10 protein-coding genes are annotated in these 12,315 nt (G+C 63.5%); 5 read left to right on the top strand and 5 right to left on the bottom strand.

All coding sequences use genetic code 11. The annotated features are described in order from the left end of the window. The first annotated feature begins 50 nt into the window (after positions 1 to 50). From AC1DRD_RS17190 to AC1DRD_RS17175, 4 genes are all read left to right on the top strand, one after another. Positions 51 to 2,339: a GH92 family glycosyl hydrolase gene (locus tag AC1DRD_RS17190; RefSeq protein ID WP_478042476.1), complete on the top strand. Its 2,289-nt coding sequence runs from the start codon at positions 51 to 53 to the stop codon at positions 2,337 to 2,339. Between the two features lie 38 nt (positions 2,340 to 2,377). Next, a complete protein-coding gene (locus AC1DRD_RS17185; RefSeq protein WP_478029694.1) occupies positions 2,378 to 3,787 on the top strand; it encodes a glycoside hydrolase family 125 protein in 1,410 nt (469 codons plus the stop codon). Between the two features lie 20 nt (positions 3,788 to 3,807). Beyond that, the gene (locus AC1DRD_RS17180; RefSeq protein ID WP_478042284.1) at positions 3,808 to 6,126 is read left to right on the top strand and encodes a GH92 family glycosyl hydrolase; all 2,319 of its coding nucleotides are present in this window, start codon (positions 3,808 to 3,810) and stop codon (positions 6,124 to 6,126) included. 107 nt (positions 6,127 to 6,233) lie between these two features. Next, positions 6,234 to 7,133 carry an ROK family protein gene (locus AC1DRD_RS17175; protein WP_478042283.1) on the top strand — a complete coding sequence of 300 codons (900 nt, stop codon included), beginning with the start codon at positions 6,234 to 6,236 and terminating at the stop codon, positions 7,131 to 7,133. Between the two features lie 3 nt (positions 7,134 to 7,136). On the opposite strand, the gene AC1DRD_RS17170 is transcribed toward AC1DRD_RS17175, so the two are convergent. From AC1DRD_RS17170 to AC1DRD_RS17160, 3 genes are all read right to left on the bottom strand, one after another. Next, positions 7,137 to 8,183, bottom strand: a complete 1,047-nt coding sequence (locus AC1DRD_RS17170; protein WP_478042282.1) for an LLM class flavin-dependent oxidoreductase — start codon at positions 8,181 to 8,183, stop codon at positions 7,137 to 7,139. 148 nt (positions 8,184 to 8,331) lie between these two features. After that, on the bottom strand, positions 8,332 to 8,622 hold the full coding sequence (locus AC1DRD_RS17165) for a hypothetical protein (RefSeq protein WP_478042281.1): 291 nt from the start codon (positions 8,620 to 8,622) through the stop codon (positions 8,332 to 8,334). Positions 8,623 to 8,652: 30 nt separating this feature from the next. Beyond that, the gene (locus AC1DRD_RS17160; RefSeq protein ID WP_478029699.1) at positions 8,653 to 8,934 is read right to left on the bottom strand and encodes a hypothetical protein; all 282 of its coding nucleotides are present in this window, start codon (positions 8,932 to 8,934) and stop codon (positions 8,653 to 8,655) included. A gap of 288 nt (positions 8,935 to 9,222) precedes the next feature. Between AC1DRD_RS17160 and AC1DRD_RS17155 the strand changes: the two genes are divergently transcribed. Continuing rightward, complete coding sequence (locus AC1DRD_RS17155; RefSeq protein WP_478029700.1) at positions 9,223 to 9,537, top strand: hypothetical protein; 315 nt, start codon at positions 9,223 to 9,225, stop codon at positions 9,535 to 9,537. Between the two features lie 247 nt (positions 9,538 to 9,784). Here AC1DRD_RS17155 and AC1DRD_RS17150 read toward each other — a convergent pair whose 3' ends face one another. Next, the gene (locus AC1DRD_RS17150) at positions 9,785 to 10,564 is read right to left on the bottom strand and encodes a 3-keto-disaccharide hydrolase (protein WP_478042280.1); all 780 of its coding nucleotides are present in this window, start codon (positions 10,562 to 10,564) and stop codon (positions 9,785 to 9,787) included. A gap of 55 nt (positions 10,565 to 10,619) precedes the next feature. Beyond that, positions 10,620 to 12,305: a GMC oxidoreductase gene (locus tag AC1DRD_RS17145; RefSeq protein ID WP_478042279.1), complete on the bottom strand. Its 1,686-nt coding sequence runs from the start codon at positions 12,303 to 12,305 to the stop codon at positions 10,620 to 10,622. Positions 12,306 to 12,315 lie beyond the last annotated feature (10 nt).

Below are 12,315 nucleotides of genomic sequence, written 5' to 3'. Positions count from 1 at the left end.
GGACCATCGTGACCTTGCTGAGCGCAGGTGCCTTGCTGTCGTCGCCCGTCATCGGCAGCGCAGCGCCCGCCTTCGCGCAGTCCGTCGCGACGCCGCGGCCCGCTTTGGTCGATCTGATCAACCCGCTGATGGGCACCGACAGCGACCATGCTCTGTCCTATGGCAACACCTATCCGGCGATCGCGGTGCCCTGGGGGATGAATTTCTGGACGCCGGTGACCGGCAAGATGGGCAGCGGCTGGGGCTACACCTATGCCGCGAAAAAGATCAACGGCATCAAGCAGACGCATCAGCCCAGCCCCTGGATGAACGACTACGCCGCGCTCGCTTTGTTCGCCGAGACCGGTCCGCTCAAGATCGAGCAGGAGGATCGCGCTAGCTGGTTCAGCCACAAGGCGGAGGAGGCGCGCCCCTACGGCTACAAGGTCTATCTCGCCGATTACGACGTCACCGCCGAAGTCACCCCGACCGCGCGCGCGGCGCAATTCCGCTTCACGTTTCCCAAGAGCGACGACGCGCACATCCTGATCGACGGCCAGGACGGCGGATCGATGGTGACGATCGATCCGGCCAAGCGGCGGATCACCGGCTATGTCCGCAACAATAGCGGCGGCGTGCCCGACAATTTCCACAATTACTTCGTCGCCGAATTCGACCACGATTTCACCGTGACCCGCACCTGGGACGACAATTACCAGCTCTCCGCCGCCAAGACGCGCGAAGGCGGCCATGTCGGCGCGGTGGTCAGCTTCAAGACCGCGGCGGGGGAGCAGGTCGGCGTCAAGGTCGCGTCGTCGTTCATCAGCCCCGAACAGGCGGCGCGCAATCTCGACGCGGAGGTCGGCAAGGACAGTTTCGACCAGACCCAGGCCAAGGCGAAGCAGGCGTGGGAAACGCAGCTGGCGCGCGTCCGGGTCGAGGATCCCAATCTCGATAATCGCCGGACCTTCTACTCGGCGCTCTATCGCATGCTGCAATTCCCGCGGATGTTCTACGAGATCGATGCCACGGGAAAGCCGGTCCATTACAGCCCCTATGACGGCAAGGTCCATGCCGGCTTCATGTACACCGACAACGGCTTCTGGGACACGTGGCGCGCGGTCTTCCCGTTCTTCGCGATGATGTATCCCGAGCGCGACAGCGAGATGATGCAGGGCTTGGCCAACACGGTCAAAGAGGGCGGCTGGCTGCCCGAATGGGCGAGCCCCGGCTATCGCGACGTGATGATCGGGTCGAACTCGGCGAACATCATCGCCGATGCTTATGCCAATGGCGTGCGTGGCTTCGATGTCGAAACGCTCTACAAGGCGATGGTCAAGAACGCGACGACCAGCGCGGGCCGCCCGACCGACAAGAAGGGCGAGGTTGTGAGCGCCGTCGGCCGCGAGGGCGTCGAATATTATAACCGGCTCGGGTACGTGCCCTACGATGTCGGCATCAACGAAAATGCCGCGCGGACGCTCGAATATACGACCGCCGATTTCTCGCTGTCGAGGCTCGCCGCTGCGCTCGGCAAGACCGAGGATGCGAAGCTTTATGCCCAACGCGCGCAGAATTACCGCAAGCTCTACGATCCGCAGAGCGGGTGGATGCGCGGACGCAACAAGGACGGGTCGTGGGAGACGCCGTTCAATCCCTACAAATGGGGTGATGCGTTCACCGAGGGGAATGCACTGCACTACACCTGGGCCGTGATGCAGGATACGCAGGGGCTGATCGACCTGATGGGCGGCGACAGGAAGTTCGTCGATCGGCTCGACGGCATCTTCACTACCCCGCCGATCTTCGACGACAGCTATTATGGCTCGGTGATCCACGAAACGCGCGAGATGCAGATCGTCAACATGGGCCAATATGCCCATGGCAATCAGCCGATCCAGCACATGATCTATCTCTACGACTGGGCCGGTGCGCCGTGGAAAGCGCAATATCGCGCCCGCGACGTGATGAAGCGGCTCTATTCGGCGACTCCCGATGGCTATCCCGGCGACGAGGATAACGGGCAGACCTCGGCTTGGTATGTCTGGTCCGCGCTCGGCTTCTATCCGGTGACGCCGACGGTCGGCCAATATGCGATCGGCAGCCCGCTGTTCCAGAAGGTCACTTTGGCCTTGCCGAACGGCAAGACGCTGGCGATCGAGGCCGAGAATAACAGCCCCGACAATGTCTATATCCAGTCGGTGACGCTCAACGGCGCACCGCACGATATGGCCTATTTCACCCGCGAGGCGTTGGCGCAGGGCGGCACGCTGCGGTTCGTGATGGGGCCGACGCCGAACAAGCAATGGGCGAGCACCAAGGCGGCCGCGCCCTTCTCGATGAGCGCTCCCGCCAAGTGACCCGGAGAAAGACGCTGACCCCCAATCGACGCCACATCATGGCCGGAGCCGGCGCCATCGCGCTCAACGCGGCATTGCCGATCGCAGCCCGCGCGGCGTCCTTCGCCAGCAAGCGCCCGCCGCTCGCCCGGCGGCTGTTCACTAGCCCGGCCGTCGAGGCCGAGATCGCGCGGGTGAAGGCCGTCATCGCCGATCCCGAACTCGCCTGGATGTTCGAGAATTGCTATCCCAACACGCTCGACACCACGGTCGAGACCGGGTCGGTCGACGGCAAGCCCGACACCTTCGTCATCACTGGCGACATCGAGGCAATGTGGCTGCGCGACAGCTCGGCGCAGGTCCAGGCCTATGTCCATCTCGCGCCGCGCGACCCAGCGTTGCAGCGGCTGTTTCACGGGCTGATCCAGCGCCAAGCGCGCTGCATCCTGATCGATCCGTATGCCAATGCCTTCATGAAGGACGCGGCGGCCAGGAGCGATCTCGAATGGTCGCAAAAGGACCAGACCGACATGCGGCCCGGCGTCGCCGAGCGGAAATGGGAGATCGACTCGCTTTGCTATCCGATGCGGCTCAGCCACGCTTATTGGACGACGACGCGCGACAAGGCGCCGTTCGACGATAGCTGGGCACGCGCGATGAAGCTCGCGGTCGCGACCTTCCGTGTGCAGCAGCGCAAGGACGGACAGGGGCCGTATCATTTTCAGCGCGCCGCGGCACAGCCGACCGACTCGCTGATCCTCGACGGGTACGGCGCGCCGACCAGGAAGATCGGCCTGATTCATTCGATGTTCCGGCCGTCTGACGATGCGTGCGTCTATCCGTTCCTGATCCCGTCGAACCTGTTCGCGGTGTCGGCGCTCCGCCAGCTGGCAATGGTCCATCGCCAGGCGCGCAACGACGCCGTGGCGGCGCGAGACTGCGAGACGCTGGCGGCCGAAGTCGAGGCCGCGTTGAAGGCCCATGCTTTAGTTCCGGACGGGCAGGGCGGCCGGGTCTGGGCCTATGAGATTGACGGGTTCGGGAACTGGCTGTTCATGGACGACGCCAACGTCCCGAGCCTGTCGGGCCTTGCGCTGATCGACGCAGCCAGGCGCGACGATCCGTTGTTCAGGCGCACCGCGGCGCTCGCCTGGAGTCCGCGCAACCCCTATTTCTTCCGCGGCAAGGCGGCCGAGGGGATTGGCGGCCCGCATGTCGGGATGGACCAGATCTGGCCGATGTCGATCGTCACTCATGCGATGAACGCCGACGACGACGCGACGATCATCCAATGCCTGCGCTGGTTGAAGGCGACGCATGGCGGCACCGGGTTCATGCACGAATCCTTCGACAAGGATCGGCCGGCAAAGTTCACGCGGTCCTGGTTCGCCTGGGCCAATGCCTTGTTCGGTCAATTGATCGTCGAGTTGGCCGCGCGCAAGCCGGCGATCCTCGCCGGCCGCATCTGATAATCCGGAAGGGAAGAACGATGATCACCGCCAGCCGCCGCCAATTGCTCGCCGGCGCCGGTCTTGCCGCGCTCGGCAATGCGATGCCCGGCCTAGCCTGGGCAGCGCCGTCGGTCGCCGCCCGGCCCGATTTGTTCGTCGGCACGGGCGGGCACGGCCATACTTTTCCGGGGCCGTCGCTGCCCTATGGCATGGCGCAGCTGGGCCCCGACACCAACAATATCGGCTGGGACGCGTGTTCGGGCTATCACCGCGACGACCGCTCGATCATGGGTTTCAGCCACACCCATCTGTCGGGCACCGGCATCGGCGATATGCTCGACATCTTGGTGGTGCCGACGCGCCAGCCGCTGATGCTCGAGCCGGGGCCGGTCGGCGATCCCGACAAGGGCTATCGCCAGCGTTTCTCCGATGAATATGCCGAGCCCGGTTACTATCGCGTTCGGTTGGAATCGGGCGTCCAGGCAGAGTTGACCGTCACCGATCGCTGCGGTCTCCACCGCTATCGTTTCCCGAGCGGCCCGGCGCATATCCTGATCGATTTCGCCCATGCGATGCTCGACACATCGGACAAAGGCGGGCTGCTCGAGAATGCCTCGCTGGCAGTGGATTCCGACGGGGTGCTGACGGGCAGCCGGACGGTCAACCGCTGGGCCAAGGGGCGGCATATCCATTTCGCGATGCGGCTGTCGCGCAAGCCGGACCGCGTCCAGTTCTTCGGCGATGACGATACGCCCGCCGCCAAGGACGCGACGAATGTCGCTGGGGGAAAGCTCAAGGTCGCGCTGTTTTTCGACGATGCCGGCGGCGATCCAATCCTGATCAAGACCGGACTGTCGGGCGTCGACGTCAAGGGCGCGCACGACGCATTGGCCGAGATCCCCGGTTGGGATTTCGATGCCGTCCATGCCGCCGCTCGATCCGCCTGGGCCAGCGCGCTCAACCGGGTACGCGTCTCGGGTGGCACCGAGGCGCAGCGCACGATCATGGCGAGCGCGCTTTATCACGCGCAGCTTGCGCCGACCTTGTTCGCCGATCGCGACGGGCGATATGTCGGGCTCGATCGGCAAGTGCATCAGCTGGCGCAGGGCGAGCGCGCGTACAGCGCCTATTCGCTGTGGGACACGTATCGCGCGCTCCATCCGCTGCTGACGCTGATCAATCGCGATCAGGCGAAACTGTTGGTGCGCGACCTGATCCGGCAGACGCAGCAAAGTCCCTATGGGCCGCCGGTCTGGACGCTTCAGGGATCCGAAACCGGCTGCATGATCGGCTGGCATTCGGTGTCGGTGCTCGCCGAGGCGCATGCCAAGGGCATCGAGGCCGATTATGCCGCGGCCTGGCCCAATATCCGCCGCCGGGCCTTCGATCGCGATTATAAGGATTCCGACGGCTCGTTGGGCCGCGGCTATTATTACGACCTGAATTACATTCCTGCCGACAAGATCTGGGAATCGGTCAGCCGTACGCAGGAATATGCCTATGACGACTGGGCGATGGCCCATCTGGCGGAAGCGGCCGGCGCGACGGAGGATGCGGCTACCCTGCGCAAGCGTTCGCGGAATTATCGCAACGTCATCGATCCCAAGATCGGCTTTGCGCGCCCGCGCTTTACCGATGGTTCGTGGTGGGAGAAGTACGACCCGATCCAGCTCGGCCATGACGTGCCCAAGTGGCGCGATTATACCGAAGCCAATGGCTGGCAGGCGACCTTCCTCAACCAGCATGACGTCTATGGCCTGATCGAGCATTTCGGCGGCGACGCGGTGTTCGAGGGCAAGCTCGACGCGTTGTTCAACGGCCCGTCGACCTTGCCGGCCAACGCGCCGCCCGACATTTCGGGCCTGGTCGGGCAATATGCTCATGGCAACGAACCCGATCAGCACGTCGCCTATCTCTACGCTTATTGCGGCGCGCCGTGGAAAACGCAGGCAATGGTCCGCCGGCTGCTGACCGAGATGTACAAGGCCGATCCCGACGGCGTGATCGGTAACGACGATTGCGGCCAGATGAGCGCCTGGTTCGTGCTGAGCGCGCTCGGTTTCTATCCGGTGGATCCGGTCAGCGCTATCTACGTCTTCGGGTCGCCGCTATTCGACGTCGCCGAGGTGGATGTCGGCAACGGCCGGACGCTTATCGTGCGCGCCAATGCCAACGGGCCCGACCGTCCGTACGTCCAATCGGTGCGCTGGCGGGGCAAGCCCTGGACGAAGAACTGGATCGCGCATGCCGAGCTGATCCAGGGCGGCGATCTCGTCTTCGAGATGGGCGCGCAGCCATCGCGGTTCGGCGCGGCGAAACGCGATCGCCCGCCCTCGTTCGCACGCGGGCCGGCGTAACCCCCAGGACACGGAGCCGCAGCGCGGCGCCGAATATTTTTTAGACAGTCGAGAGCAGTTTCAATGGTGTGTGCGTGGTGTGTGCTGACGATGAACGCGGTGATGCAATGAGTGCCGGCGGGTCGTCTCCGTTTTTTGCCGGTGTCGAGCTTGGCGGCACGAAATGTGTGTGTACGCTCGCATACGGCCCCGACGTGATCGTCGATCAGCGGACCGTGCCGACCACCACGCCATCCGAGACCTTGCCCGCGATCTGCGCGATTCTGTCGGACTGGGAGCGGGACCATGGCTTCGCCGCGATCGGCATCGCCTCGTTCGGCCCGCTCGATCTCGATCCCGATTCCCGGCGCTATGGCCGGATTACCAGCACCAACAAGCCCGGATGGCGGGGCGCGGACGTTCGCGGCATCCTGTCGGCACTCTTCTCCGTGCCTGTGGGCTTCGACACCGACGTCAATGGCGCCGCTTTGGCGGAGATTCGTTGGGGCAGCGGGCAGGGGTTGAGCGACTTCGCCTATGTCACGGTCGGCACGGGAGTCGGCGTCGGGCTGATCGTCCACGGCCAGCCCACGCGCGGTATCGGACACAGCGAATTGGGCCATATCCGGGTGCCGCGGCTGCCGGCCGATCGGGTAAAAAGCGCGTGCTCTTACCATGACGATTGCGTCGAGGGCCTCGCCTCGGGGCCGGCGCTGCTTGCCCGGCTGGAGGGACGGCCGCCATCGGATCTGTCGCCCGATGATCCGGTATGGGACCCGATCGTCCACACGCTTGCCGCCATGTGTCATGCGTTGGTGTGCGCGACCGGGCCCTATCGGATCGCGATGGGCGGCGGCGTCGTCTCCGGCCAGCCGCATTTGCTCGACCGGGTCAATGCGGCGCTGATCGAGAGTCTCGCGGGCTATATGCCCCTACCCCGCGGGGGGGATTATATCGTGGCACCGCGGCTGGGCGATCTGGCCGGCCCGCTCGGCTCGATCGCGCTCGCCGCCAACGCCGCCGGTTGAGACTTATCGCCAGCCGAGGGCCGGGGCGACGTGCTTAAGGATGCTTTCAAGCACGTGCGCGTTGTACTCCACGCCGAGCTGGTTGGGCACGGTCAGCAGCAACGTATCGGCTTCGGCAATCGCTTCGTCCGCCTTTAGCTCCGCGACCAGGCGGTCGGGCTTGGCGGCATAGGAGCGGCCGAAAATCGCGCGCATATTGTCGATGACCCCGACCTGGTCGCCACCGCCGTCACGGCCGAAATAGGCGCGGTCCTGGTCGTTCATCAGCGCGAAGATCGATCGCGACACCGACACGCGAGGCTCGCGGCTATGGCCCGCTTCCTTCCACGCGGCGCGGTAAGCGCGAATCTGCTTGGCTTGCTGGACGTGGAACGGCTCGCCGGATTCATCGGCCTTGAGCGTCGAGCTTTGCAGGTTCATGCCCATTTGCGCGGCCCAGACCGCGGTGGCGTTCGACCCCGAACCCCACCAGATACGCTCGCGCAAACCGGGCGCGTGCGGCTCCAGTCGCAACAGGCCGGGAGGATTGGGAAACATCGGCCGCGGATTCGGCTGGGCAAAGCCTTTGCCCTTCAACAGTTCGAGGAACACCTCGGCATGGCGGCGCCCCATATCGGCATCGCTCTGGCCCTCGGCCGGCGAATAGCCGAAGTGCCGCCAGCCATCGATGACCTGCTCGGGCGAGCCGCGGCTGATCCCGAGTTGCAGGCGTCCCCTGCTGATCAGGTCGGCGGAGCTTGCATCCTCCAGCATGTAGAAGGGATTCTCGTAGCGCATGTCGATCACGCCGGTACCGATCTCGATACGGCTGGTCCTGGCGCCGATAGCCGCGAGCAGCGGGAATGGCGACGCCAGTTGCTGCGCGAAATGGTGCACGCGGAAATAGGCGCCATCGGCGCCAAGCTCCTCGGCGGCGACGGCGAGGTCGATCGATTGCAGCAGTACGTCGCTGGCGGAGCGGGTCGCCGATTGCGACGATGCGGACCAATGTCCGAACGAAAGGAAGCCGATTTTCTTCATGCCGGAGAGCTGGCGGTCGATCGCTCGCACCGCAAGTCGCCCGTCGGAATTTCACTGTTTCCGATCCGTTAGGATTGGCGTTGAGTGCCACCGGATCGCGATAGACTAGGATCCTCTGACGGGCATTGTCGAGTCCGATGCCGGGATCGCCGGTGCGACCAGCGAGGCCTTCACGCCGCTAGCGACCCTTGCCGGGTCGGGCGGCGGGTTTTGCAAGTGCGGGCTTCGCCTTCATGCATTTCGCCATCATGTCAGAGGACATGGCTCCTTTCCCCTTCATCTTCATCTTGCCCGGCCCGCTCATCGCCATGTCCATTTTATCCATCATCGGGCATTTGGCCGCCATGGGGACGACTTTGGCCGCCGTCGTCTTGCGCGGATGATGCCGCGCGTGAGTGTCTTTGGTCGCGGAAAAGGCCGGAGCAGCAAACAAGATCGCGAAAGTCGCGACGATAAGGGGTGTCTTCATCTTGAGAATTCCTCTGATCAGGTGAGCGTGTCAGAAGCCGATCCGGTTCAAGACACTGTGGACGGCGGCGGTCAGGAAGCCCAACCAGGCGCCGAACACGAGCGACCAACACAGGCCCTGGACCAGAGCGGTCGGGGATGTCGTGTCGGCGGTGGTGAATAGCGTGATAAACGCGTGCGTCGCGCTGACCGGCACAAACGCCAGAAGCCAGCAGACGATAAAGCTGATGCCAAAAATAAGGGCGCCCGCTGCGGTGAAATGCACGAGCAGCGACTTGTTCGCCGATCGCCCTCCGATACCAAGTGCGGTCATTTCTGCCTCCCGAACTACCTCACTGGTGATCGGCTCGCAACAAATCGCGGGATATACGTAAATACCCGACATAGGCATTTTCGTCCGTCAAATAATTGTGGATGGCCGCCACGCAATCGAGGCGCCTTCGTAATTATACGTATTCATCACAGGGGGCGGCGGTCGTAATTAAACCAGATGAAGTATGACTAATGGGGGTCATGTTTCTTGCGTGGGCCAGGTTGCCCAACGGAGATTTACGCCATGCTTCTTAAGAGAAAGATCATTCTTTCGCTCGCCGGACTGGCGATGCTCAGCAATTCTCCAGTCATCGCCGCAAACATTCGGCACGCGTTCTTCATGCGTGGATCGATTGTCGCCGAAGACGCCACCGGCACGGTTGTTTGCGTCGGGAAAGAAGACGGCGCGAAGGTTGGGCAGGTTCTCACCGTTTATCGCGTCAATATCCTGGGTGGTCCCCAAAAGGGGCCCGGTCCGGCCTATCGCCGCGACCTTATCGGACATGTCAGGATCGATCATCTGTTCGAGGGTCATTTCGCCCATGTCAGTGTGGTCGACGGAAAGCCCGCGGTGAACGACATCGTCGAACTCCGGAAAAAATGAACGCACGGCGGGAGCGGTTGATGCCGCTCCCGCAGATCCCTAACGCGCCCCGGCTGAGCTCGGCGACGATGTAGTGGGATACGAAGGAATGTTCCGCTTTCTATTCGATCGTATTGAAAAGTTGGGCAGAATAGCGGCGGCGCGCTGATTTGCTCTTCGCGCTCAAGCGGAGAAGAGCCGATGGTCGGGCAAGCGGACCAATGCGGCCGCTTGCTCAAATCAGCGGCGCTTGGCGTCAATCTACCGCTCAGCCCAGGTCGCGCACCCAGATGTTGCGATAGCTGATCGGCGGGCTGGGATCGCCATGGGCCTGTAGCTTGATCGGCGCACGATCAAACGCCTTGTAGCTCGGCTTGCCGATATAGAGCGTCTCGCCGAGCAACGAGACATGGTTCTGGACCAGCACGCCGTTGATAAAGGCAGTGACATGGGCCGGGGTCTTCAACGTCCCATTCGCGTCGAAAATCGGCTTGTCCCACACGACGTCCACGCTTTGCCACTCTCCCGGCTTGCGCACCGGATTGGCGAGCGGCGGGTATTGTTTGTAGATCGCGCCGGCCTGGCCGTTGACATAGGTGTCGTTCTTGTAGCTGTCCAAAATCTGCAGCTCATAGCCGGAATCGCCTGGGCCGGTTGACGCCAGGAACAGGCCGCTATTGCCGCGTGCCTGACCCGTCCCGGTGACATTGGCTGGGATGCGATATTCGAGATGAAGCTGATAGCTGCCGAAAGATCGGCGCGTCTGAATGTTGCCCTTGTCCTTCGCCACGGTGGCGATTCCGTCCGCCACGGTCCAGCCCGCCGGCGCGCCGTCCTTCACATTCACCCATTGATCCAGCGATTTGCCGTCGAACAGCACGATCGCGTCGGATGGCGGCGATGCCGTTTCACTGCTGCTGGGGGTCACTACCGGCACGGTGGGGGACCAGACCTCCGTGTCCTCCGGCTTCGGCTTGGCGTCCTGCGCCAGGGCGGCAAACGGGGCCATGGCCAGCAACAGGCTAGCGCCCCGCAGGATCGATTTCATCGCATTCTTCCTCTCGATAGGGTTCGGTCAGCGGAGCCGCCACGGCGTCGCCCGCTCAGGCCAGGGCGCCGGCGCGGAACTGCTTCACCGCATGGTCCACTGCCCGGCAGGTCAGCGCCATGAACGTCAACGACGGATTGACGCAGGAGATCGAATTCATCTGCGACCCATCGGTCACGAACAGATTGGCCGCGTCGTGCGCCTGGTTCCACTTGTTGAGCACCGAAGTGCGCGGATCGTTGCCCATCCGTGCGCCGCCCATTTCGTGGATCGCCTCGCCGGGAACATGCTCGGACTCGCCGCTGGTCACGTTGACCAAACCTGCCTGGCGCAACATCATCTCGCCCTGGGCGCGGGCATCCGCCATCATGCGCAGTTCGTTGTCCCGGAACGTCACGTCGAACCGCAGTTGCGGGATGCCGAAACGGTCGACCCTGGTGGGATGCAGCGAGACGCGATTGTCCTCATAAGGCAGGCATTCGCCAAACGCGCCGATCGAGAATTTCCACGGATCGTAGCGGCGCATGCCTTCCTTCATCGACGCGCCGAAGCCGACCGGCTTGGACGGGCTGCGGCTCGCGCTACCCTGATAGCCATAGCCACGCTTGAAACCGACGCCGTCATCGGTGCCGACGTTGCGGAAACGGGGAATGTAGATCGCCCCGGGGCGGCGGCCATATTCGATATATTCGGTCATGCCCGGCACCTCGCCCGAGATATGGGTGCGGAAGATATGATCCATGACGTAGCGGCCGAGCGTGCCGCTCGTGTCGAAATAGCTGCGATCGGTCCCCGGCGCGCGGCTGTTCATCAGGATCTGGACCGACGCCATCGCCGACGCGCACAGGAAGACGAGAGGGGCCTTCACCACTTCGGCCTGGCCGGTTTTCGCGTCGACGAAGCGGACTCCGGTCACGCGCTTGCGCCGGGGATCATATTCCAGGTTCGACACGACCGCATCGGACCGGATGGTGAGGCGGCCGGTCGCGCGGGCGGCCGGCAAGGTGACCGCCTGGGTCGAGAAATAGGCACCGAACGAGCAGCCGTTGGAGCATTGGTCGCGGAACTGGCATTTGCTGCGATTCTGCTCGGGCTTGTCCTCGGTCATGTTCGAGAGCCGGGCGTTGATCAGCTTTCTGCCGGGGAAGGCGCCTTCCAATCGGCCCTTCACCCACTTCTCTGCCACGTTCATCGGCATCGGCGGCTGGAACTCGCTGTCGGGCAGATAAGCGAGGTTCTCGCGCGAACCGGAGACGCCGATATATTTCTCGACATAGGAGTACCAGGGCGCGACGTCGTCATAGCGGATCGGCCAGTCGCCACCGACCCCCTCGCGCTTGTTCGCCTCGAAATCCGCCGGGCTCCAGCGGAAGCACCAGCGGCCCCAGATCAGCGACTTGCCGCCGACCGCCGCCGGCCGGATCCAGCGGAATTTGCTGCCCTCGTCGGTGACATAGGGGTTCAGGCGGTCGTCATTGTAGAATTGCAGGTTGCTGGTCGACAGATAACCATATTTGGCGATGAAATAGTCGCTCTCCACGATCGCTTTGGGGACCTCGCCCCGTGCCGGCAGTTCGAAGGCCGGCTTGCCGTCATAGGGATAGCCCTCCTGATGCTCGACCATGAAGCCACGGTCGAGCATCAGAACGCGCAGGCCTTTCTCGGTCAGTTCCTTTGCGGCGAACCCGCCGCTGATCCCCGAGCCGATGACGATCGCGTCGAACTTGTTGGTGGATGCCATGGGTAGATGC

Source organism: Sphingomonas sp. P4_G2 (assembly GCF_056401155.1).
This window is presented reverse-complemented; position numbering and strand designations above follow the sequence as displayed.